Below are 20366 nucleotides of genomic sequence, written 5' to 3'. Positions count from 1 at the left end.
GCCATGCGGCACACGGGAAACATCTGTGACCTCCCGCGGCCCGAACCCGGCGGCCAGCCCTCCGCCCCCGCCCCCACGTTCACCCGCAAGCGGGACGGCTCCCCCGCCCCGGCGCGACGGCCGGAACCGGCCGCGGCGGGCCCCGCGGACGGCCTCCCGGCCCCGTGCGCGCCCCTGGTCGGCGCACGGGGGCCGGTATGGGTGCGGAAGCCCCCGTACCGGGCCGTACGGGGCTTCTGGGGCCCCAACTCGGGCTCCGGGCCCGGAACATGGGAATGGCCTGGTGAAGCGCCCTGCGGCGCCTCACCAGGCCATGACGTCAGTCCGAGGCTCAGACGAGCTCGGTGACCGTCCCGCCAGCGGCGGTGATCTTCTCCTTGGCGGAGCCGGAGACGGCGTCGACCGTCACCTGCAGCGCCACGGAGACCTCGCCCTGACCCAGCACCTTGACGAGCTGGTTCTTGCGAACCGCGCCCTTGGCGACCAGGTCGGCGACCGTCACCTCGCCACCCTCGGGGTAGAGGGCGGCGAGCTTGTCCAGGTTCACGACCTGGTACTCGGTCTTGAACGGGTTCTTGAAGCCCCGCAGCTTCGGGAGGCGCATGTGGAGCGGCATCTGGCCGCCCTCGAAGCGCTCCGGAACCTGGTAGCGGGCCTTCGTGCCCTTGGTACCACGACCGGCCGTCTTACCCTTCGACGCCTCACCACGACCCACACGGGTCTTGGCGGTCTTGGCGCCCGGGGCGGGACGGAGGTTGTGGATCTTCAGCGGGTTCTGCTCCGCCATGATCAGTCGACCTCCTCGACCGTCACGAGGTGGCGGACGGTGTGCACCATGCCGCGGAACTCGGGGCGGTCCTCCTTGACGACCTGCGTGTTGATGCCCTTGAGGCCAAGGGAACGCAGGGTGTCGCGGTGGTTCTGCTTGCTGCCGATGTACGACTTCGTCTGCGTGATCTTGAGGCGAGCCATTACGCACCCACCCCGGCACGCGCACGCAGCAGGGCCGCGGGGGCGACGTCCTCGAGCGGCAGACCGCGGCGGGCCGCGATCTCCTCGGGACGCTGCAGGCCCTTCAGGGCCTCCACGGTCGCGTGCACGATGTTGATCGCGTTGTCGGAGCCGAGCGACTTCGACAGGATGTCGTGAACGCCGGCGCACTCGAGCACGGCACGCACCGGGCCACCGGCGATGACGCCGGTACCGGGGGAAGCCGGCTTGAGCAGGACGACGCCCGCGGCCTTCTCACCCTGGATCGGGTGCGGGATGGTGCCCTGGATGCGGGGGACCTTGAAGAAGTGCTTCTTGGCCTCCTCCACACCCTTGGCGATGGCGGCCGGCACCTCCTTGGCCTTGCCGTAACCGACACCCACGGTGCCGTCACCGTCGCCCACCACGACCAGCGCGGTGAAGCTGAAGCGACGACCACCCTTCACAACCTTGGCGACGCGGTTGATCGCGACGACGCGCTCAACGTACGCGGTCTTCTCGGCGGCAGCAGCGCCGCCGTCACGGCCCTTCCGGTCCCGCCGCTCGCCGCCACCGGCACCGCTTCCGCGGCGCTGGGGTCCAGCCATTGGAATTACCTCTCTTCGTTTTCCGCTGAGCTACGGAACCGGCTCAGAACTTCAGGCCGGCTTCGCGGGCGGCGTCCGCCAGGGCGGCGATGCGCCCGGCGTACCTGTTGCCGCCACGGTCGAACACGACAGCCTCGACACCGGCGGCCTTGGCGCGCTCGGCGACGAGCTTGCCGACCTGCTGGGCCTTGGCCGACTTGTCGCCTTCGCCGCCGCGGATGGACGCGTCCAGGGTCGACGCCGACGCCACGGTGTGACCCGCGATGTCGTCGATGACCTGGGCGGTGATCCCACGGTTGGACCGGGTCACGACCAGGCGCGGACGCTCAGCGGTACCCGAGACCTTCTTGCGGATGCGGATGTGGCGACGCTTCAGAGCAGCGCCCTTGTAGGCCTTGCCCTTGGCAATCTTCACGCCGTATGCCATGGCTTACTTACCAGCCTTTCCGACCTTGCGGCGGATGACCTCGCCCGCGTACTTCACGCCCTTGGCCTTGTACGGGTCGGGCTTGCGCAGCTTGCGGATGTTCGCGGCGACCTCGCCGACCTTCTGCTTGTCGATGCCCTCGACCGAGAACTTGGTCGGCGACTCGACCTTGAACGAGATGCCCTCGGGCGCCTCGACGAGGATCGGGTGGCTGTAGCCGAGCTGGAACTCCAGGTCGGAGCCCTTCGCGGCAACGCGGTAACCGACACCGCTGATCTCGAGCGCCTTCGTGTACCCCTGGGTCACACCGGTGATCATGTTGGCCACCAGCGTGCGGGACAGGCCGTGCAGGGCCTTGTTCTGACGCTCATCGTTGGGGCGGGTGACGTTCAGAACGCCGTCCTCACCCTTGACGATCTCGATCGGCGCGGCGACGGTGTGGGTCAGGGTGCCCTTGGGGCCCTTCACCTGGACCGTACGGCCATCGATGGTGACGTCCACGCCGGCGGGAACCGTGATGGGGAGCTTGCCGATACGCGACATTGGCTTTTCCTCCGTTCCCGACTACCAGACGTAGGCGAGGACTTCCCCACCCACGCCCTTCTTCTGCGCCTGCTGGCCGGTCAGGAGGCCGTGCGACGTGGAGATGATCGCCACGCCGAGACCACCGAGGACCTTCGGCAGATTGGTGGACTTCGCGTAGACCCGGAGACCGGGCTTCGAGATCCGCTTGATGCCCGCGATGGAGCGCTCACGGTTCGGGCCGAACTTCAGCTCGAGGACGAGGTTCTTGCCGACCTCGGCGTCCTCGACCTTCCAGCCCGTGATGAAGCCCTCCTGCTTGAGGATCTCCGCGATGTGAGACTTGATCTTGCTGTGCGGCATCGTCACGGTGTCGTGGTACGCCGAGTTCGCGTTCCGCAGACGCGTAAGCATGTCTGCGATCGGATCAGTCATGGTCATGAATTGGCCTTCGGCCTCTCTCGCCGGGGTTTCCTGTATGCGCCATCCCTCTCCCCGCTCATGGGCGGGACGGGTGCGGTGCGGGGACCTACGGCGTAGTAAGTCGTACGGGCGGCAGGCGCCCAACCCCACAAGCCTACGACATGTGGAGAAGGGCCCCTGCCGACCAGGTGCTTACCGAGAGCCTGGCATCAACCCAACTGGGTTGATTACCAGGAGCTCTTGGTCACGCCCGGCAGCTCGCCACGGTGAGCCATCTCACGGAGGCACACGCGGCACAGGCCGAACTTGCGGTAGACGGAGTGGGGCCGGCCGCAGCGCTGGCAGCGGGTGTACGCGCGCACACCGAACTTCGGCTTGCGGGCGGCCTTAGCGATCAGAGCCTTCTTCGCCACGGTCAGTTCTCCTTGAACGGGAAGCCGAGGTGACGGAGGAGGGCACGACCCTCGTCGTCGTTGGTCGCCGTGGTGACCACGGTGATGTCCATGCCCCGGACCCGGTCGATCTTGTCCTGGTCGATCTCGTGGAACATGACCTGCTCCGTGAGACCGAAGGTGTAGTTGCCACGGCCGTCGAACTGCTTCGGGGACAGACCGCGGAAGTCGCGGATGCGCGGCAGCGCGAGCGACAGGGTGCGGTCCAGGAACTCCCACATGCGGTCGCCACGGAGCGTGACGTGGGCACCGATCGGCTGGCCCTCGCGCAGCTTGAACTGCGCGATGGACTTGCGGGCCTTGGTGACGGCCGGCTTCTGGCCGGTGATCGTGGTGAGGTCGCGGATGGCGCCCTCGATCAGCTTGGAGTCGCGGGCGGCGTCGCCCACACCCATGTTGACCACGATCTTGACGAGGCCCGGAACCTGCATGACGTTCTCGTACTTGAACTCGTCACGCAGCTTGCCGACGATCTCCTCGCGGTACTTCGTCTTGAGACGCGGGGTCGTGGTGGTAGCCATCAGATGTCCTCACCCGTCCGCTTGGCAACGCGGATCTTGTTGCCGTTCTCGTCGAAGCGGTAACCGACGCGGGTCACGACCTTCTTGCCGTCCTTCTCCACGACGAGCTGAACGTTGCTCACGTGGATGGGGGCTTCGACCGTGACGATGCCGCCGGCCTGCGAGGCGCGGCCCGGCTGGTTCGCCTTGGTGTGCTTCTTGACCCGGTTGACACCCTCGACCAGGACGCGGTCCTCACGGGGGAAGGCCGCGATGACCTTGCCCTGCTTGCCCTTGTCCTTGCCGGTGATGACCTGGACCAGGTCACCCTTCTTGATCTTCATGCTTACAGCACCTCCGGCGCGAGCGAGATGATCTTCATGAACTTCTTCTCGCGCAGCTCACGGCCGACCGGGCCGAAGATACGGGTGCCGCGAGGGTCGCCGTCGTTCTTCAGAATGACGGCGGCGTTCTCGTCGAAGCGGATGTACGAGCCGTCCTGGCGGCGGCGCTCCTTGACGGTGCGAACGATGACCGCCTTGACGACGTCACCCTTCTTCACGTTGCCACCGGGGATCGCGTCCTTGACGGTGGCGACGATGACGTCACCGATGCCCGCGTAGCGGCGACCGGAGCCACCGAGCACACGGATGCAAAGGATCTCCTTCGCACCAGTGTTGTCGGCGACACGCAGTCGCGACTCCTGCTGGATCACGTCTATCTCCTGATTGTCTGCCGGTTCCCGGCGCCCGTGGGCGAACCCACGGGACGCCGAGCCTGGCGGAACGAACCTGAAGGGTTACCCCTTCAAGTGATTACTTGGCCTTCTCGAGGATCTCGACGACGCGCCAGCGCTTCGTCGCGGACAGCGGCCGGGTCTCCATGAGGAGGACGCGGTCGCCGACACCCGCGGCGTTCTGCTCGTCGTGCGCCTTGAGCTTGTTCGTACGGCGGATGACCTTGCCGTACAGGGCGTGCTTGACGCGGTCCTCGACGGCGACGACGACGGTCTTGTCCATCTTGTCGCTGACGACGTAACCCTCGCGGGTCTTGCGGAAGCCGCGCGCTTCAGTCTTCTCAGTCACGTTGTTCTCGCTCATCAGGCGCTCTCCACCGTCTCGATGCCGAGCTCACGCTCACGCATGAGGGTGTAGATCCGGGCGATGTCCTTGCGGACGGCCTTCAGCCGGCCGTGGTTCTCGAGCTGCCCGGTCGCCGCCTGGAAGCGGAGGTTGAACAGCTCTTCCTTGGCCTCGCGGAGCTTGCCGACAAGCTCCTCGTTGCTCAGCTCGCGCAGCTCGGACGCCTTGGTACCGGCCGACATCACGCCTCACCTGCCTCGCGCCGAACGATCCGGCACTTCATCGGAAGCTTGTGAGCAGCGCGGGTAAGCGCCTCACGCGCAATCTTCTCGTTCGGGTAGGACAGCTCGAACATCACCCGACCGGGCTTGACGTTCGCGACCCACCACTCCGGGGAACCCTTACCGGAACCCATGCGGGTCTCGGCGGGCTTCTTGGTCAGCGGGCGGTCCGGGTAGATGTTGATCCAGACCTTGCCGCCACGCTTGATGTGGCGGGTCATCGCGATACGAGCCGCCTCGATCTGGCGGTTGGTCACGTACGCCGGAGTCAGGGCCTGGATGCCGTACTCGCCGAACGCAACCTGCGTACCACCCTTGGACATACCGCTGCGCTTCGGGTGGTGCTGCTTGCGGTGCTTGACCCTACGGGGGATCAGCATTTCGGTCAGGCCTCCGTTCCGGTGCTCTCAGCCGGAGCAGCGGCAGCGGCCTCGGCCTTGGGGGCCTCGGCAGCGGCGTTCTGCTGCGGCTTGCGGCCGCGACCGCCACGCTCGCCACCACGGCCACCGCGGGCCGGGCGGTCGGCACCGCCACGGGCCGGGCGGTTGCCGGCGCGGGCAGCGGCGTTCTCGGCGCGAACCTCGGCGATGTTCTTGACGTCGCCCTTGTAGATCCAGACCTTCACGCCGATGCGGCCGAAGGTGGTCTTGGCCTCGAAGAAGCCGTACTCGACGTTCGCGCGGAGCGTGTGCAGCGGCACACGGCCCTCGCGGTAGAACTCCGAGCGGGACATCTCGGCGCCGCCGAGACGGCCACCACACTGGATCTTGATGCCCTTGGCGCCCGCCTTCATCGCCGACTGCATGCTCTTGCGCATGGCGCGGCGGAAGGAGACGCGGGAGGACAGCTGCTCGGCAACGGCCTGGGCCACGAGCTGAGCGTCGACCTCGGGGTTCTTGACCTCGAGGATGTTCAGCTGGACCTGCTTGCCGGTGAGCTTCTCCAGGTCGCCGCGGATGCGGTCGGCCTCGGCGCCGCGGCGGCCGATGACGATGCCCGGGCGCGCGGTGTGGATGTCCACGCGGACGCGGTCACGGGTGCGCTCGATCTCGACCTTGGAGATGCCGGCGCGCTCCATGCCGGACGTCATCATCCGACGGATGGCGACGTCTTCCTTGACGTAGTCCTTGTACAGCTTGTCGGCGTACCAACGCGACTTGAAGTCGGTGGTGATGCCGAGCCGGAACCCGTGCGGGTTTACCTTCTGGCCCATTACCGGGTTCCTTCCTTGCTGCTGACGACCACGGTGATGTGGCTGGTCCGCTTACGGATCCGGTAGGCGCGGCCCTGGGCGCGCGGCCGGAACCGCTTCAGGGTCGGGCCCTCGTCCACGTACGCCTCGCTGATGAACAGCGACGAGGCGTCCGTGTGGTCGTAGTTGTGCGCGGCGTTCGCGATGGCGCTGTCCAGCACCTTCTTGACCGGCACGCTCGCGGCCTGCGGGGCGAAACGCAGGACCGCCTGAGCCTCCGTGGCGTCCATGCCACGGATGAGGTCCACCACGCGGCGGGCCTTCATGGGCGTGACGCGGATGTACCGCGCCTGGGCCCTGGCTTCCATGGTTGTCCCTTCAGTGTCTGACACGTTCGTCATGGTCTTTCACCCCGCTGATTAGCGGCGCTTCGACTTCCGGTCTTCCTTGACGTGACCCCGGAAGGTGCGCGTCGGCGAGAACTCGCCGAGCTTGTGGCCGACCATCGACTCGGTGACGAACACCGGGATGTGGGTCTTGCCGTTGTGCACCGCGATCGTGTGGCCGAGCATGGCCGGGACGATCATCGAGCGACGGGACCAGGTCTTGATGACGTTCTTGGTGCCGGCTTCGTTCTGGGCGTCCACCTTCTTGATCAGGTGGTCGTCGACGAAGGGCCCCTTCTTGAGACTGCGCGGCATCTAAACCCGCTCCTAGCGCTTCTTGTTCGTCTTGCGGCGGCGGACGATGTACTTGTTGCTCGCCTTCTTGGGAGAACGAGTACGACCTTCCTTCTGACCCCACGGGGAGACCGGGTGGCGACCACCGGAGGTCTTGCCCTCACCACCACCGTGCGGGTGGTCAACCGGGTTCATCGCCACACCGCGGACGGTCGGGCGGACGCCCAGCCAGCGCTTGCGGCCGGCCTTGCCCCAGTTGATGTTCGACTGCTCGGCGTTGCCGACCTCGCCGATGGTGGCGCGGCAGCGGACGTCGACCAGGCGGATCTCACCGGACGGCATGCGGAGGTGGGCCATCGAGCCCTCCTTCGCGAGCAGCTGCACGGAGGCACCGGCGGAACGGGCGAACTTGGCGCCGCCGCCCGGACGGAGCTCGATCGCGTGGATCGTGGTACCGACCGGGATGTTGCGCAGCGCCAGGTTGTTGCCGGGCTTGATGTCGGCGCCGGGACCGTTCTCGATCCGGTCGCCCTGGCTCAGGCCACGGGGGGCGATGATGTAGCGCTTCTCGCCGTCCGCGTAGTGCAGGAGCGCGATGCGCGCGGTGCGGTTCGGGTCGTACTCGATGTGAGCGACCTTCGCCGGCACGCCGTCCTTGTCGTGACGACGGAAGTCGATCACTCGGTAGGCGCGCTTGTGGCCACCGCCCTGGTGGCGGACGGTCACACGACCGGTGTTGTTACGGCCGCCCTTGCTGTGCAGGGGGCGGACCAGCGACTTCTCCGGCGTGGACCGCGTGATCTCGACAAAGTCGGCGACGCTGGAGCCACGACGGCCCGGAGTCGTCGGCTTGTACTTGCGGATACCCATTTCTCAGTCCTCGTCCGATATTCGGACGATCCAGACCGCCCTTAGGCGGTCGGACCGCCGAAGATGTCGATACGGTTGCCCTCGGCAAGGGTCACGATGGCGCGCTTCGTGTTGGCGCGCTTGCCGTAACCGGTGCGGGTGCGCTTGCGCTTGCCCTGCCGGTTGATCGTGTTGACCCCGGTGACCTTGACCGAGAAGACCGCCTCGACGGCCTGCTTGATCTGGGTCTTGTTGGCGCGCGGGTCGACGACGAACGTGTACTTGTTCTCGTCCAGCAGCGCGTAGCTCTTCTCGGAGACAACCGGCTTGACGAGAATGTCGCGCGGGTCCGTGAAGGTCTTGCTGGTGACGACGGCCTCAGTCATCAGGCGTCGCTCCCTTCGGTCTCAACGGCCTTGGGGCCAGACACGAAGGACTCGAAGGCGGCCTTGGTGAAGACCACGTCGTCGGAGACGAGCACGTCGTACGTGTTCAGCTGGCCCGGCTCCAGGATGTGCACCTGGGGCAGGTTGCGGGCGGAGAGCCACGCGGCCTCGTCGGAGCGCTCGGCGACCAGGAGCAGGTTCTTGCGCTCCGAGATCTTGCCGAACAGCGTCTTGGCGGCCTTGGTGGAGATCTCACCCTCGACCACGCCGGTGACGACGTGGATGCGGGAGTGGCGGGCCCGGTCGGAGAGGGCACCGCGCAGGGCGGCGGCCTTCATCTTCTTCGGGGTCCGCTGGGAGTAGTCACGCGGCACGGGGCCGTGGACGACGCCACCACCGGCGAACTGCGGGGCGCGGGTCGAACCCTGACGGGCGCGGCCGGTGCCCTTCTGGCGGTACGGCTTCTTGCCACCGCCGCGGACTTCACCGCGGGTCTTGGTCTTGTGCGTGCCCTGGCGGGCAGCGGCCAGCTGCGCGACGACGACCTGGTGGATCAGCGGAACGCTGGTCTTCGCGTCGAAGATCTCCGAGGGGAGCTCGACGGTCCCGGCCTTGTCGCCTGCCGGCGAAAGGATGTCAATGGTGCTCATCGGTTACCTCAGGCCCCCTTGGCCGCGGTACGGACCAGGACGAGGCCGCCGTTCGGACCAGGAACCGCGCCCTTGATGAGCAGCAGGCCCTTCTCCGCGTCAACGGCGTGGACGGTCAGGTTCTGGGTGGTGACCCGCTCGTTGCCCATGCGGCCCGCCATGCGGAGGCCCTTGAACACGCGGCCCGGGGTGGCGCAGCCACCGATGGAACCGGGCGAGCGGTGCTTGCGCTGGGTACCGTGACCGGCGCCCAGACCACGGAAGTTGTGGCGCTTCATGACACCGGCGAAGCCCTTGCCCTTGCTCTTGCCGGTGACGTCGACCTTGACGCCCGCCTCGAAGACCTCAGCGGTGATCTCCTGGCCGAGGGTGTACTCGGAGGCGTCAGCGGTGCGGATCTCCACCAGGTGGCGGCGCGGGGTGACGTCGGCCTTGGCGAAGTGGCCCTTGAGGGGCTTGTTCACCTTGCGCGGGTCGATCTCGCCGAAGGCGATCTGGACCGACTCGTAGCCGTCGGTGTCGTTGGTGCGGACCTGGGTGACGACGCAGGGACCGGCCTTGACGACGGTCACCGGGACGACCCGGTTGTTCTCGTCCCAGACCTGGGTCATGCCGAGCTTCTCGCCCAGGACGCCCTTAATGTTCTTAGCCATCTCGCGCGTCACCTCAGAGCTTGATCTCGATGTCGACGCCGGCCGGCAGGTCGAGGCGCATGAGCGAGTCAACCGTCTTCGGCGTGGGGTCGAGGATGTCGATGAGGCGCTTGTGCGTCCGCATCTCGAAGTGCTCGCGCGAGTCCTTGTACTTGTGCGGCGACTTGATGACGCAGTACACGTTCTTCTCAGTGGGCAGCGGCACCGGGCCCGCGACCGACGCACCCGTGCGGGTCACCGTCTCGACGATCTTCTTCGCCGAGGAGTCGATGACCTCGTGGTCGTAGGCCTTGAGCCGGATGCGGATCTTCTGTCCCGCCATGGCTACTCAGTAGTCCTGTCTCTCGTAACGCTCTGGAACCTGGTGGGCTCACGTCTTCTCCGACCCACGCGGTCGGGCGTGTCGCACTCCCTCTACGAAGATCTCCCGAAGGATTTCCCAACCAAGGGGGTGCGGGCCTGGGACCGCGGTCCGGGGGAAGACACCCACCGGGTGCCTGGTCGGCGCCCCGCTGACGCTTCCCGGAAGATTCCCGTACTTCCGCCCCACGCAGGGACGACGAGTACTGTGGGACTCGCTTCCGGTCCTCCCGGCGGGAGGCGCGCAGCATCGGCACTCAACCGAGCAACCCGGACAGTCTGCCACACGCGGCGGGGCGCGCGCCAATCGAGCCGAAGAGAATACCCCGGAGGCCGTATCGATCAAACCGGGGCTCGCGGACGGGCGCCCGCGGGGCCCGGTGCCGCCGCCGGTGCGCCCGGCCGGGGCGGGCCGGCGGGCGTGCGCCGGGCCCGTTGGCGGGGCGCGGGACCCGTGCCCGGCGCGGGACGTACGGCGGTACGTACGACGGGACGCGCGGCCGGTCAGGCGCGTACCGCCGTGCCTTCCGCCAGGGCCGGGCCGTCCAGGAGGGCGGTGGGGCCCGGGTCGAAGAGGGGGTGCGGGTCGAGGCCCGTGGCCAGGGGCGGGCCGCCGGGCGTGCGCCGGGCCCGTTGGCGGGGCGCGGGGCCCGCGCCCATACTGGGAACCGGAGTCCGACGCCGGCCACCGGCAGCAGGGGTGGTCGGGCCCCGCGCCCGTGGTGGCGGGGCGGCGCGGCGGAAGCGGGCCGCGCGGCAGGCGTCGGCGGCGACACGGGGGCCTCGAAGTCCGCCGGAGAAACGGGGCTTCCGAAGGCCAGGTCCAGCGATGCCGCAGCCACTGTCACGCACGGCGAGCGCGCCCGCGGCGGGGTCCCGGGGTCTTGGAGACCCCGGCAGGCGCCGACACCGACGCGGGCGGATCCTCCCCGGGCACCTAGCGCCCCTTCGCGGAACGCGCCGCGGCACCGTCCGGGTCCGAGGGACCGGCGTACCCCGTGGCGCACCGCTCCTCCCGGCACCGCCGGCCGGGGCCCGGCCGGACCCGGCCCGCGGCCGGCCGGTGGCAGCACCGTCGAGCGCCACCCCGGGGCCTTCGGAGCGGCGCCCCCGCAGACGAGCCGGCCGCGACGACTTCTCCGCACGCCGCTCGATCACGGAGGTCGTGCAGTGATGAACGTGTCCAACACCAAGCAGCCGCGTGTCGTAGCCACCATCCCGGTGGGGGCGAGGCCGGTCGGTGTGGCGGTGGACGTCCACGACCGCGTCTTCGTCACCAACAGCGGTGCCGGCACCGTGTCGGTGATCGATTCCAGGACCAACACGGTGAGCACCACCCTCACGGTCGGACCGCACCCGGAGGGCGTGGCGACCGATCCTCAATTCGGCGTCTGCGTGGCCAACAGCGGCGCCAACACCGTGTCGATGGTCAACAAGTCCAACGTCCTCGTCGCCACCGTCCGCATCGATGTCCCGTTCACCCCCTCCCCCAACATGAAGGGGGTTGCGGTCGACCACTTCCTGAGTCGCGCCTACGTGGCCAACCGCGGCAGCCACCGGGTGTGGATCATCCGCATCGGCGGTGCGCTGCCCCCCTTCGCCCACGAGTTCGTCGAAGTCCCCGACCCCCTCGACGTGGCGGTCGATCCGACGAGTCACCGCCTCTACGTCACGCAACCCGGCTTCAACACGGTGTCGGTGGTCGACCCCGCGACCGACAGGGTCGTCGCGACCGTCCCGGTGGGGCCGCGGCCCACCGGGATCGCGGTCGACGCCCCGAGGCACCGGGTCCACGTCGCCGACTCGGGCTCCACCGCGGTGTCCGTGATCGACACCGCCACCGGTGGCGTCACCGACACCGATGTCGCCGCGGGCCCCGTCGACGTGGCGGTCGACTCCCGGGGTGACGCCTACGTCAGCCGGTCCGACGGCACGGTGGCGGTGATCGGTGCCGCGTCCCACGGCGTCAGCGCCGCCGTCCCGGTGGGCTCCCGGCCGGAGGGCCTGGCCTTCGAGCCCCACAGCGGTCGCGTCTACGTCGCCAACAGCGGCGACGGCACCGTATCGGCGATCGACCCGACCGGCGGTTGACCGGCGGTGGGGAGCCGTCCCGTCCGGCGGCCCGCCCGATGGCCCGCTCGTCCGGTTCCCCGCTCGGTTCTGCGACGCGATGGAGCGGAGCCGCGTGGGCCGCTGGTCGCGGGGCCGGGTCGCGCCGCCGGGGCGACGCGGGGTCCCGCGCCCCGCGTCCGGGTGCGTGCGCGGGCGCGGGTGCGGGCGCGGGACCGGCCTCGCCCCGGCCGGGGCACACGTCCCCGGCGGATGGCGGGCGGGGGCCACGCGGTCGCCTCCGCCGCGTGCGGGGCCCGCGCGGCCGTTCGCCGGGCCGACCAGGCCCGGGCGGCCGGAAACCCGGGCGGCCGAGAACCCGGCGGCCCGGCGGAGGGGTCCGCGGCGCGGGCCGAGGTCGCCCTGCCGCTCGACGGTCCGCGCCGGCCGGCCGGTTAATCGGTCGAACGGCCCTCCCCCGGCTCCTACAGTGACCGGGCACGTCACCGCTCGACCGGGGGGCCGATCCACCATGCGCACGGACCAGCCGCGGACCCACTATCCGCGCACCCCGCACCTGCCCTGGTCGCCGGGGGTCGGGCGGGACGACGTGCGGGCGGTGGACCTCGGCGGGTTCGCCGGGCGGGAGGTCGTCGTCACCGAGAAGCTCGACGGCGAGAACACGACCCTGTACGCGGACGGGCTGCACGCCCGGTCGCCGGACTCGGCGCACCACCCGTCGCGGGCCTGGGTCAAGGCGCTGCAGGGCCGGATCGCGCACGCCGTACCGGAGGGGTGGCGGGTGTGCGGCGAGAACGTCTACGCCCGGCACTCCCTCCCGTACGACGCGCTGGAGGGCTACTTCTACGGCTTCTCCGTGTGGGACGGACGCGGACGGTGCCAGGACTGGGACCGGACCGTCGCCTTCCTGCGCGACCTGGGGATCCCCACCCCGCGCGTCCTGTGGCGCGGGGTGTTCGACGAGCGGGCGCTGCGCCGGCTGCGGGTCGACGCGGGGCGCCAGGAGGGGTACGTCGTGCGGACCGCCGAGGGCTTCCCGGCCGGGGAGTTCGGGCGGCGCGTCGCGAAGTGGGTGCGCCCCGGGCACGTGCGGACCGGCACGCACTGGATGCACGCCGCCGTCGTCCCGAACGGGCGGGGGCCGGCCGCCGCGCTCTGGGACGTGCGGTCCGGGGCGGCGCCCGACCCGGTGGCGCTGCTGGCCGCGGTGGGCGTGGCCGCCGGTGACCACGCGGCTGCCCGCGACGTCGCCGGGCGGCTGGGGGGCCTCGGGGACGGGAGGCTCGCCGGGGTGCTGGCCGCGCTGCTGCGCCGGGAGCGCCGCGGCGTGCTGGCCGGGCGGCTCGCGCCCGCCCTGGGGCTGCCCCTCGCGCGGCGCGTCGCGGACCTGGTGGGGCTGCACGCCGGGCTGCACCGCCCGTACCCGGACGAGGAGCGCAGGACCGGGCTCGTACGGATGTCGTACGCCGTCGACCTGGACGTCCTGCACGCGGTCGCCGCCGCCACCGCGCCGGACGCGGAGGCGCGCGAGCAGGTGGAGTGGTCCGCCCTGCACGCCGAGGGCGCGGGGGGCGCGGGCCCGATCGACGGGGCGTTCGGCGGGCTCGGCGCGGACGCCGCCGCCCGGTGCCGCGCCGAGGCCCGCGAGCTGTACGCGCTGGGGCGGATCACCACCGCCGAGGAGGCCGTCGCCGCCACCTGGCGGCTGCGCGACGGCGGTTTCCCCCGGCTGGTGCACATGGTGGGGCCCTCCGGCAGCGGCAAGAGCACCTTCGCGCGCGCCCTGCCCGGTGTCGGCGCGTACGTGTCCCTGGACGCCGTGCGCGAGGAGCGCGGCGACCGCGCCGACCAGCGGGCGGGCGGCGACGTCCTGCGCTCCGGCCTGGAGCGGCTCGACGCGGCGCTCGCGGCGGGCGGCACGGTCGTCTGGGACGCCACGTCCCTCAACCCGCACCAGCGGTCCCTCGTGCACGCCGTCGCCCGGCGCCGTGACGCGCTGGTCACGCACGCGGTGGTGCTGGTCGACGACGCCGAGCTGGTACGGCGCAACGCCGTGCGCGAACACCCCGTACCGGCGGACGTGCTCGGCGCGCAGTTGCGCCGGTTCGTGCCGCCGTACCCGGGCCAGGCGCACCGCACCTGGTACATCGGCGCGGGTGGCACCGTGGAGGAGGAGGCGTAGGTGCGTACGAGCGACGAGATCTACCACCGGGTCCGGTGGGACTCCCGGTTCGACCCGGCGCGCTTCGTGGTCGGGGTCATGCAGCGCGGGGCGGAGCCGAAGCGGGTGCCGCTGCCCGCGTTCGTGCCGGGCGGGGACATCCCGTGGCACCGGGTGCTGTTCTTCGAGGCGGACGGCGAGGTGGTCTGGGACCGGGCGTCCGGCGTCGACCGGATCGACGCGACCGGCGCCGGGCGGGTGCGGGACCCCAGGCTGCTGCGGGCGCCGTTCTTCACGGCGCGGCGGCCGTACGCGTGGGACGCGGCGGCGGGGCGGTGGGCACCGGGCGGGGTGCCGGACGGCGGGGCCGGGGGCGGCGGGGACCGGGACGGCGGGGCCGGGGGCGGCGGGGCCGGGGGCGGCGGGGCTCCGGTCGCCGGGCTGCGCGTCCTGACGTGGAACACGCTGTGGGACCGGTACGACGGCGACCGCATCGACACGGTCCGCCGCCGTCCGCTGCTGCTGGACGCCCTGCGCGACGCCGACGCGGACGTGATCGCCCTCCAGGAGGCCGAGCCGGAGCTGCTGCGCACGCTGCTGGCGGAGCGCTGGGTGCGCGACGCGTACGCGCTCGGTACCGACCCGGACGGGCCGGACGTCGCCGAGTACGGGCTGCTGCTGCTCAGCCGGGTGCCGGTGCGCGAGGCGGCGGTGCACGCGCTGGGGCCGCACAAGGCGGTGGCGGCGGTGGCCGTGGAGACCGGGACGGGGCGGCCCCTGGTCGTCGCGGCGACGCACCTCAGCAGCGACCACTCGCGGGACGGCGCCGGGCGGCGCGGCGCCGAACTGGCCCGGCTCGCCGAGGGGTTCGCCGGGATCGACGGCGACGTGGTGCTGACCGGCGACTTCAACGACGGCGGCGACCTGCCGGAGACCACCCTGGGCATGCGCGACGCCTGGACGGAGGCGCACGGGCCGGCCGACCGGACGCCGACCTTCGACCCGGGCGCGAACCCGCTGGCGGCGGTGTCGTCCCTGTCCGGGCGGGCGGCACGGCTCGACCGGGTGCTGCTGCGCGCCGAGCGGGTACGGGTGGACGCGGCGGAGCTGACCGGCCGCGAGCCGGCGCCGGACGGGCTGTACGTCTCCGACCACTACGGCGTGCTGGTGGACCTGGGCCTCGACGGGGCGGGCGTACCGGGCGCGCTCGACGTGCGGCCGACGGCCAGGACGGCGGTGGCGTGGCTGCCGCCCGCCGGGCTGTGGCCGCCGCTCCAGGACGTCCGCCGGGACCACGACCCGCAGGTCGGCCGGTGGCCGCCGCACGTGAACCTGCTGTTCGGGTTCGTACCGGAGGCGCGTTTCGAGCGGGCCGCGGAACTGGTCGCGGCGGCCGTGCGCGGCGTCGCCCCGTTCGAGGCCCGGCTCCAGGGCGTCCACGACTTCGGCCACCGCGACGACGCGACGGTGTGGCTGGACCCGGCGGCGGGCGGCGAAGCGCCGTGGCGGGAGCTGCGGCGCGCCCTGGAGCGGCGCTTCCCCCGCTGCCGGGGCCGCCACGGAGGCTTCACCCCGCACCTGAGCCTCGGGCGGACGACGGACCCGCGGGCCGTGGCCCGCGAGGCGGAGGCCCGGCTGGGCGGCCCGCTCACGGCCCGGGTGTCCGAGGTGGCGCTCCTGTCCCGTCGCGGCGGCGAACCGATGCGCGTACGGGCGACGGTGGACCTCGGCACGGGCGAGGTCCGCTGGTACGACGGTCCGCAGGGCCCGCCGCCCGCCGAGGTCCCGGCCGCTCCGGACCCGATCGCTGGGGATCCGGCCACTGCGGACCCGACCGCCCAGGCCCCGGTCGCTGCGGACCCGATCGCTGGGGACCCGGCCGCCCCGGACCCGATCACTGTGGACCCGGCCGCTGCGGACCCGATCGCTGGGGATCCGGTCGCTCCGGACCCGGCCGCCCCGGACGACGCGGTCGCCGTCGGACGCGTCGTCCGGCAGGTTGCCCGGGCGCTCCCCGGCGCCGAGGTGCACGTCGTCGGGTCGAGGCGCATGGGATGCGCGCTGCCCGGCGCCGACCTGGACCTCGTGGCGGCCGTCCCCGGCGACGCGGACCTCGCGGACGTACGGGCCCGTGTCGTCGCCGCGCTGCCCGGGGCGGCGCGGGTGCGGGAGGTCACCGGGGCGCGCGTGCCGGGCCTGCGGTTCGAGGCGTACGGGCTCGGCGTCGACCTGGTCGTCGTCCCGACCGGCGCGGTGCCGCCCGGCGACGCCGTGGCCCGCCGTGCCGAACTGGGCGAGGCGGCCGCCGTCGCGCTCAGCGCGGTCACCGACGCGGACGCCGTACTGGCTCTCGTCGGCGACCGCCGGGCCGAGTTCGCCCGGCTCGCGCGGGGCGTGAAGGCGTGGGCGCGGGCGCGCGGCCTGGACGCGGCGCCGCTCGGCGGGCTTCCGGGCCTGGCGTGGGCGCTGCTGGCCGCCCGTACCGTACGCGAGGCGCGCGGGACCGGCGACGCACGCCCCCGGCAGCTCCTGGTGCGGTTCTTCGCGACCTGGGCCGCCTGGGACTGGCGGATCCCGGTGGACGCGGACACGGCCGACCCGGACACCCCCGGCGCGGACACGGCCGACCCGGACACCCCCGGCGCGGACACGGCCGACCCGGACACCCCCGGCGCGGGCACGGCCGACCCGGACACGCCCGGCACCCTCCCGGTGACGGTGACCACCCCCACGTACCCGCGGCGCCCCTGCACCGGCCAGGTCACCCCGGGCGGCCGGGACCTGCTGGTCCAGGAGCTGTACCGGGCGTGGGAGCTCCTGGAGGCGGGCCCGGATGCGGGCGGACGGCTCCTCGACCCGCCGCCGCTGCACCGGCGGCACGCCGCGTGGGCGGTCGTGACCGTCCCCCGGGGCCCGGCGGAGGGGCGCGTCCGGGGCCGTATGCGCGCCCTGCTCACCGCCCTCGCGGAGGCCGGCGCGCCGGACGCCCACGCCTGGCCGCGCCCGTTCTGGACGGCGCCGGACACGCTGTCGTACGCCGTCGGCCTCGGCGCCGCGCCACCGGACCGCGCCGCCCTCGCGGCCGTGGCCGGCCCCTGGCTGCGCGGCCTGCCGGGCACGACGCTGACCTGGGCGGACGGCGGGGACGTACCGACGCTGCGGTGAGCGTCAGCGCGCGGTCGCCGCCGCGTCGGCGTTCCGCGCGATCCGTCGCAGCACGCGCAGCGCCGCCGCGTACTCCTCGTCCGGCACGCCCTCGTGCAGCCGCGTCCGCACCTCGGTGAGCAGGTGCCTCACCCGGGCGTGGGCGGCCAGGCCGGCGTCGGTCACGCGCAGGACACCGGCGCCGTCCTCGACGGCCCAGCCGCGGTACAGCATCCGGTCCGGTACGCGCGGGATCTCGTCGGCGTCGTCGGCCAGCGGGGCCAGAGCGACGGCGAGGGCCTCGCGGGTCGCGCCGTCCGGCCCGGCGGTGACCAGGCGGTTGAGGGTCCACCACAGGGGCTGGGTGAGGTCGGCGGTCGCCATGGCGTCGCGGAGGTGCCGGAGGGCGGCCCTGTGGACGAGGCCGCTCCAGTAGCCGATGGGCTGTGCGGCGAGGTCCTCGTCGGCGGCGTTCGGGTCGGCGGGGGCGGGGGCGAGCGGGGGTGGCGTCATGACACGACGCTAAAACCTAAAGTCGAATTGAGGTCAAGGCCGTCCGTCCTTGAACACCCCGCCGCGTCCCGGGCAACCCGAGGTGTCGATAATCCGTCTAGATGACCGCGGGAACCGCGCCGACCAGCGCTTCCGCCGCCGTCAGCAGGACCACTCGCAGCAGCACCAGTACGGGGGCACAAGTGAACGACATACCGGGGGGCCGGCCTCGCGCTGCCGTTCTCCGCACCGGAGCACGCGACGGGGACCCGGCCCCCGGCGTCCACGGCGCCCCGCGCCCCACCCGTCGCCGCACCCTCGCCGCCGCCCTCGCCCTCGCCGGGACCACCGGCCTCACCGGTCTCACCGGCTGCTCCGTCCCCGCCCCGCGCCGCGGCGGCCCCACCGCCGACCCGGCGCCGGGCATGCCGATCACCAGCTCGCGCCGCGCGCAGTTGATGCAGATCATGGCGCACCCGGACGACGACCTGTACTTCATGAACCCGGACTGCCAGCGCATGGTGGACGCCGGTGTCCCCCTGGTCTGCGTGTACGTCACCGCCGGCGAGCACACCGGCAAGAACCACGTCCCGGGCCGGACCGGCGAGACGATCACCGACAAGGCCGCGTACTCCTCCGCCCGCCACCAGGGCCTGCGCCAGGCGTACGCGCGGATGATCGGCCTGGACGAGTTCACCCCCTGGCAGAAGGGCGTCGCCACCCTCCGCGGCGACCGCCAGGCCGAGATCAACACGCTCGCGAACGGCAACCGCCGCGTCGAGCTGGTCTTCCTCAACCTCGCGATGCACGCGCCCCGCCGCTGGACGGCGCTCCCCAGCCTGTGGGAGGACCGCGGGCTCGGCCTGCGGACCGTCGTCGCGACCGGCTCCCCCGTCCGCCGCGCCTCGGACTACGACTACGACGGGCTGGTCGACGTCCTCGTGGGGCTGATGGAGCGCTACCGGCCCACCGTCGTCCACACCCTCGACCCCGACCCGGACATCCAGCACAGCGACGAGGCGACCCGCAGGAAGGACTCCGAGCAGCCCGGCTACTCGGACCACGGCGACCACACCGCCGTCGCCTCCTTCAGCTGGGCGGCGATGGTCCGCTGGGTCGCCGAGGCCACCGCGGACGGCGGTGCGATACCGGGCTTCGTCACCACCTCGTTCCGCGGCTACTACAACCGCCACTGGCCCAAGAACCTCCCCGAGCCGGTCCTGCGGGAGAAGGCCGCCCACCTCGTCCCGTACGGCGGCGACCCGTCCTGGCAGTGCGGCAACAGCGCCGGCTGCGGCGACTACATGGTCGGCGGCACCCGCCCCCTGACCAACAAGAAGGGCTGGGTCCGCGCCACCCACCACCGCTACCCCGGCCCCGGCCCGGTCGTCACGACCGGCCCCGACGGGCGGCTCTGCGCGTACGGGGTGCTGGGCCTGCGCGCGGTGCGCTGGCGGGAGACCGAGGCGGGCAGCGGCCAGTGGGCCGAACCGGACGACCTCGGCGGCGGCCCCCTCGCCCCCGGCCTGGGCGCGGCGGCGCTGCTCGACGGGCGGCAGCTCCTGTTCGGGCTGCGGTTCGCGGCGCTCGGCGGGCACGGCGGCGCCAACGAGCGCGAGATCGTGGTGCTGGAGCAGCGCTCCCCCGGCGGCCCGTTCCTGGCCTGGGCGGGCCTCGGGAACCCGGAGCGGGACGAGGACCGGGGGCGGCGGATCGGCGTGCCCGTGGCGGTGGCCGCCCCGGACGGCCGCGTCCACCTGTTCACGCGCAACGCCGACAAGGGCGTCAGCTCGCGCGTCCGGGAGGCCGACGGCACCTGGGGGCCCTGGCGGGACCTGGGCGGCGCCGAGGTGCAGGACGGGCTGTCGGCGGCGGTCGACGGGCGCGGGCGCGTCCACCTGTTCGCCGCGGGGCGGGAGCGCGTGCACCACTGGGCGCAGGACGCGCCGGGCGGTCCGGTCGCCTTCCGCGCGGGCGGCGCGCTGCCGGCGCCCGGCGGGCCCGTCGGCGTGGCGGCCACCCCGGACGGCGGCCTGGCCCTGTACTACCGACGGCCGACCGCGAAGGAGCTGACGGCGGTACGGATCGACGGCACCCGGCTCCCGGCGCCCGCCTTCGACGGGTACGGCGCGGTCAGCGCGGCCGGTACGCCCAGGGGCCCGGTCCTCCTCGGCCGCGACCTGCGCGGGCGCGTCCAGCTCCACGTCGGCGGGCGCCGCGCGGTGCGCGCCCGGGGCGCGGTCGCGCTGGGCCCCGCGACCCCGCACCTGGGGCCGCAGGGCGCGCTGGCGGTGGGCATCGGCGCGGACGCGTGCCCGTGGTCGTGGGCGTCCCACACGGACGCGGCCTGACGCCCCTGCGGACGTCCCCGCGCGGGGCGCGCACCGCCCTGGGCGGCGGACCTCCCCGCGGCCGCCGGGCGGACGGCCCCGCGCGGCGCGCACGACGAAGGCGCCCGCGCGGAG

At 72.5% G+C, this 20366-nt stretch carries 27 protein-coding genes; 4 read left to right on the top strand and 23 right to left on the bottom strand.

The genetic code is table 11. From position 1 onward, the window contains the following. Positions 1-331: 331 nt before the first annotated feature. From rplO to AC07D6_RS06725, 22 genes are all read right to left on the bottom strand, one after another. A complete protein-coding gene (gene rplO, locus AC07D6_RS06830) occupies positions 332-787 on the bottom strand; it encodes a 50S ribosomal protein L15 (protein WP_315876830.1) in 456 nt (151 codons plus the stop codon). Positions 788-789: 2 nt separating this feature from the next. Next, positions 790-972: a 50S ribosomal protein L30 gene (gene rpmD, locus AC07D6_RS06825; RefSeq protein WP_010473936.1), complete on the bottom strand. Its 183-nt coding sequence runs from the start codon at positions 970-972 to the stop codon at positions 790-792. After that, entirely contained in the window at positions 972-1577 is a 606-nt protein-coding gene (rpsE, locus tag AC07D6_RS06820) for a 30S ribosomal protein S5 (protein WP_023587021.1), read from the bottom strand. The genes rpmD and rpsE overlap by 1 nt, the downstream gene beginning before the upstream one ends. Positions 1578-1620: 43 nt before the next feature. Then, the gene (gene rplR / locus AC07D6_RS06815; RefSeq protein ID WP_010473938.1) at positions 1621-2004 is read right to left on the bottom strand and encodes a 50S ribosomal protein L18; all 384 of its coding nucleotides are present in this window, start codon (positions 2002-2004) and stop codon (positions 1621-1623) included. Positions 2005-2007: 3 nt separating this feature from the next. Beyond that, positions 2008-2547: a 50S ribosomal protein L6 gene (gene rplF, locus AC07D6_RS06810; protein ID WP_315876829.1), complete on the bottom strand. Its 540-nt coding sequence runs from the start codon at positions 2545-2547 to the stop codon at positions 2008-2010. Between the two features lie 21 nt (positions 2548-2568). Beyond that, the gene (rpsH, locus tag AC07D6_RS06805) at positions 2569-2967 is read right to left on the bottom strand and encodes a 30S ribosomal protein S8 (protein ID WP_010473942.1); all 399 of its coding nucleotides are present in this window, start codon (positions 2965-2967) and stop codon (positions 2569-2571) included. Between the two features lie 209 nt (positions 2968-3176). Further along, positions 3177-3362, bottom strand: a complete 186-nt coding sequence (locus AC07D6_RS06800; RefSeq protein WP_003956452.1) for a type Z 30S ribosomal protein S14 — start codon at positions 3360-3362, stop codon at positions 3177-3179. Positions 3363-3364: 2 nt separating this feature from the next. Continuing rightward, a complete protein-coding gene (gene rplE, locus AC07D6_RS06795) occupies positions 3365-3922 on the bottom strand; it encodes a 50S ribosomal protein L5 (RefSeq protein WP_010473944.1) in 558 nt (185 codons plus the stop codon). After that, positions 3922-4245 (bottom strand): 50S ribosomal protein L24, encoded by a 324-nt coding sequence (gene rplX, locus AC07D6_RS06790; protein WP_023587023.1) that lies wholly within the window; start codon positions 4243-4245, stop codon positions 3922-3924. Before rplX ends, rplE begins: the two co-directional genes overlap by 1 nt. A gap of 2 nt (positions 4246-4247) precedes the next feature. Beyond that, positions 4248-4616 (bottom strand): 50S ribosomal protein L14, encoded by a 369-nt coding sequence (gene rplN, locus AC07D6_RS06785; protein ID WP_003956455.1) that lies wholly within the window; start codon positions 4614-4616, stop codon positions 4248-4250. Between the two features lie 100 nt (positions 4617-4716). Continuing rightward, positions 4717-5001 carry a 30S ribosomal protein S17 gene (gene rpsQ, locus AC07D6_RS06780; protein ID WP_031129706.1) on the bottom strand — a complete coding sequence of 95 codons (285 nt, stop codon included), beginning with the start codon at positions 4999-5001 and terminating at the stop codon, positions 4717-4719. Next, positions 5001-5225 carry a 50S ribosomal protein L29 gene (gene rpmC, locus AC07D6_RS06775; protein ID WP_010473947.1) on the bottom strand — a complete coding sequence of 75 codons (225 nt, stop codon included), beginning with the start codon at positions 5223-5225 and terminating at the stop codon, positions 5001-5003. Before rpmC ends, rpsQ begins: the two co-directional genes overlap by 1 nt. Next, complete coding sequence (rplP, locus tag AC07D6_RS06770; RefSeq protein WP_017949658.1) at positions 5225-5644, bottom strand: 50S ribosomal protein L16; 420 nt, start codon at positions 5642-5644, stop codon at positions 5225-5227. Before rplP ends, rpmC begins: the two co-directional genes overlap by 1 nt. Before the next feature lie 5 nt (positions 5645-5649). Further along, a complete protein-coding gene (gene rpsC / locus AC07D6_RS06765) occupies positions 5650-6477 on the bottom strand; it encodes a 30S ribosomal protein S3 (RefSeq protein ID WP_023587025.1) in 828 nt (275 codons plus the stop codon). Beyond that, the gene (gene rplV, locus AC07D6_RS06760) at positions 6477-6824 is read right to left on the bottom strand and encodes a 50S ribosomal protein L22 (RefSeq protein ID WP_028963907.1); all 348 of its coding nucleotides are present in this window, start codon (positions 6822-6824) and stop codon (positions 6477-6479) included. The genes rpsC and rplV overlap by 1 nt, the downstream gene beginning before the upstream one ends. Before the next feature lie 51 nt (positions 6825-6875). Next, positions 6876-7157 carry a 30S ribosomal protein S19 gene (gene rpsS / locus AC07D6_RS06755; protein ID WP_004984529.1) on the bottom strand — a complete coding sequence of 94 codons (282 nt, stop codon included), beginning with the start codon at positions 7155-7157 and terminating at the stop codon, positions 6876-6878. Between the two features lie 12 nt (positions 7158-7169). Beyond that, positions 7170-8006 (bottom strand): 50S ribosomal protein L2, encoded by an 837-nt coding sequence (gene rplB / locus AC07D6_RS06750; RefSeq protein WP_010473951.1) that lies wholly within the window; start codon positions 8004-8006, stop codon positions 7170-7172. Positions 8007-8047: 41 nt separating this feature from the next. After that, on the bottom strand, positions 8048-8371 hold the full coding sequence (gene rplW / locus AC07D6_RS06745; protein WP_023587028.1) for a 50S ribosomal protein L23: 324 nt from the start codon (positions 8369-8371) through the stop codon (positions 8048-8050). Then, a complete protein-coding gene (gene rplD / locus AC07D6_RS06740) occupies positions 8371-9021 on the bottom strand; it encodes a 50S ribosomal protein L4 (RefSeq protein ID WP_351963320.1) in 651 nt (216 codons plus the stop codon). Before rplD ends, rplW begins: the two co-directional genes overlap by 1 nt. An 8-nt stretch (positions 9022-9029) precedes the next feature. Beyond that, positions 9030-9674, bottom strand: a complete 645-nt coding sequence (rplC, locus tag AC07D6_RS06735; protein ID WP_315876824.1) for a 50S ribosomal protein L3 — start codon at positions 9672-9674, stop codon at positions 9030-9032. A 13-nt stretch (positions 9675-9687) separates the two neighbouring features. Further along, positions 9688-9996 carry a 30S ribosomal protein S10 gene (gene rpsJ / locus AC07D6_RS06730; protein ID WP_003948644.1) on the bottom strand — a complete coding sequence of 103 codons (309 nt, stop codon included), beginning with the start codon at positions 9994-9996 and terminating at the stop codon, positions 9688-9690. Positions 9997-10538: 542 nt separating this feature from the next. Next, positions 10539-10694: a hypothetical protein gene (locus AC07D6_RS06725; RefSeq protein ID WP_479042604.1), complete on the bottom strand. Its 156-nt coding sequence runs from the start codon at positions 10692-10694 to the stop codon at positions 10539-10541. A gap of 513 nt (positions 10695-11207) precedes the next feature. Between AC07D6_RS06725 and AC07D6_RS06720 the strand changes: the two genes are divergently transcribed. From AC07D6_RS06720 to AC07D6_RS06710, 3 genes are all read left to right on the top strand, one after another. Beyond that, positions 11208-12125 (top strand): YncE family protein, encoded by a 918-nt coding sequence (locus AC07D6_RS06720; protein WP_479042603.1) that lies wholly within the window; start codon positions 11208-11210, stop codon positions 12123-12125. Positions 12126-12615: 490 nt separating this feature from the next. Further along, complete coding sequence (locus tag AC07D6_RS06715; RefSeq protein ID WP_479042601.1) at positions 12616-14286, top strand: RNA ligase family protein; 1671 nt, start codon at positions 12616-12618, stop codon at positions 14284-14286. Next, positions 14287-17430: a poly(A) polymerase gene (locus tag AC07D6_RS06710; protein WP_479042600.1), complete on the top strand. Its 3144-nt coding sequence runs from the start codon at positions 14287-14289 to the stop codon at positions 17428-17430. A gap of 3 nt (positions 17431-17433) precedes the next feature. On the opposite strand, the gene AC07D6_RS06705 is transcribed toward AC07D6_RS06710, so the two are convergent. Next, complete coding sequence (locus AC07D6_RS06705; protein WP_315876818.1) at positions 17434-17922, bottom strand: MarR family transcriptional regulator; 489 nt, start codon at positions 17920-17922, stop codon at positions 17434-17436. 182 nt (positions 17923-18104) lie between these two features. Here AC07D6_RS06705 and AC07D6_RS06700 point away from each other — a divergent pair, with 182 nt between their 5' ends. Continuing rightward, the gene (locus AC07D6_RS06700) at positions 18105-20252 is read left to right on the top strand and encodes a PIG-L family deacetylase (protein ID WP_479042597.1); all 2148 of its coding nucleotides are present in this window, start codon (positions 18105-18107) and stop codon (positions 20250-20252) included. Positions 20253-20366: the final 114 nt, after the last annotated feature.

Source organism: Streptomyces sp. NPDC045287 (genome assembly GCF_056432325.1).
The sequence above is the reverse complement of the archived record's forward strand: the minus strand, read 5'-3'. Positions and strand labels throughout refer to the sequence as shown.

What these genes read in the sequence shown, in the direction of transcription:
- rpsE (WP_023587021.1), bottom strand. Translation starts at nt 1,577, where the DNA reads ATGGCTGGACCCCAGCGCCGCGGAAGCGGTGCCGGTGGCGGCGAGCGG.
- rpsC (WP_023587025.1), bottom strand. Translation starts at nt 6,477, where the DNA reads ATGGGCCAGAAGGTAAACCCGCACGGGTTCCGGCTCGGCATCACCACC.
- rplD (WP_351963320.1), bottom strand. Translation starts at nt 9,021, where the DNA reads ATGAGCACCATTGACATCCTTTCGCCGGCAGGCGACAAGGCCGGGACC.
- rplW (WP_023587028.1), bottom strand. Translation starts at nt 8,371, where the DNA reads ATGACTGAGGCCGTCGTCACCAGCAAGACCTTCACGGACCCGCGCGAC.
- rplB (WP_010473951.1), bottom strand. Translation starts at nt 8,006, where the DNA reads ATGGGTATCCGCAAGTACAAGCCGACGACTCCGGGCCGTCGTGGCTCC.
- rpsJ (WP_003948644.1), bottom strand. Translation starts at nt 9,996, where the DNA reads ATGGCGGGACAGAAGATCCGCATCCGGCTCAAGGCCTACGACCACGAG.
- AC07D6_RS06720 (WP_479042603.1), top strand. Translation starts at nt 11,208, where the DNA reads ATGAACGTGTCCAACACCAAGCAGCCGCGTGTCGTAGCCACCATCCCG.
- AC07D6_RS06725 (WP_479042604.1), bottom strand. Translation starts at nt 10,694, where the DNA reads ATGGGCGCGGGCCCCGCGCCCCGCCAACGGGCCCGGCGCACGCCCGGC.
- rpsS (WP_004984529.1), bottom strand. Translation starts at nt 7,157, where the DNA reads ATGCCGCGCAGTCTCAAGAAGGGGCCCTTCGTCGACGACCACCTGATC.
- rpmC (WP_010473947.1), bottom strand. Translation starts at nt 5,225, where the DNA reads ATGTCGGCCGGTACCAAGGCGTCCGAGCTGCGCGAGCTGAGCAACGAG.
- rplE (WP_010473944.1), bottom strand. Translation starts at nt 3,922, where the DNA reads ATGGCTACCACCACGACCCCGCGTCTCAAGACGAAGTACCGCGAGGAG.
- rplX (WP_023587023.1), bottom strand. Translation starts at nt 4,245, where the DNA reads ATGAAGATCAAGAAGGGTGACCTGGTCCAGGTCATCACCGGCAAGGAC.
- rpsH (WP_010473942.1), bottom strand. Translation starts at nt 2,967, where the DNA reads ATGACCATGACTGATCCGATCGCAGACATGCTTACGCGTCTGCGGAAC.
- rpmD (WP_010473936.1), bottom strand. Translation starts at nt 972, where the DNA reads ATGGCTCGCCTCAAGATCACGCAGACGAAGTCGTACATCGGCAGCAAG.
- rplR (WP_010473938.1), bottom strand. Translation starts at nt 2,004, where the DNA reads ATGGCATACGGCGTGAAGATTGCCAAGGGCAAGGCCTACAAGGGCGCT.
- AC07D6_RS06705 (WP_315876818.1), bottom strand. Translation starts at nt 17,922, where the DNA reads ATGACGCCACCCCCGCTCGCCCCCGCCCCCGCCGACCCGAACGCCGCC.
- rplF (WP_315876829.1), bottom strand. Translation starts at nt 2,547, where the DNA reads ATGTCGCGTATCGGCAAGCTCCCCATCACGGTTCCCGCCGGCGTGGAC.
- AC07D6_RS06715 (WP_479042601.1), top strand. Translation starts at nt 12,616, where the DNA reads ATGCGCACGGACCAGCCGCGGACCCACTATCCGCGCACCCCGCACCTG.
- rpsQ (WP_031129706.1), bottom strand. Translation starts at nt 5,001, where the DNA reads ATGAGCGAGAACAACGTGACTGAGAAGACTGAAGCGCGCGGCTTCCGC.
- rplP (WP_017949658.1), bottom strand. Translation starts at nt 5,644, where the DNA reads ATGCTGATCCCCCGTAGGGTCAAGCACCGCAAGCAGCACCACCCGAAG.
- rplV (WP_028963907.1), bottom strand. Translation starts at nt 6,824, where the DNA reads ATGGAAGCCAGGGCCCAGGCGCGGTACATCCGCGTCACGCCCATGAAG.
- rplO (WP_315876830.1), bottom strand. Translation starts at nt 787, where the DNA reads ATGGCGGAGCAGAACCCGCTGAAGATCCACAACCTCCGTCCCGCCCCG.
- rplC (WP_315876824.1), bottom strand. Translation starts at nt 9,674, where the DNA reads ATGGCTAAGAACATTAAGGGCGTCCTGGGCGAGAAGCTCGGCATGACC.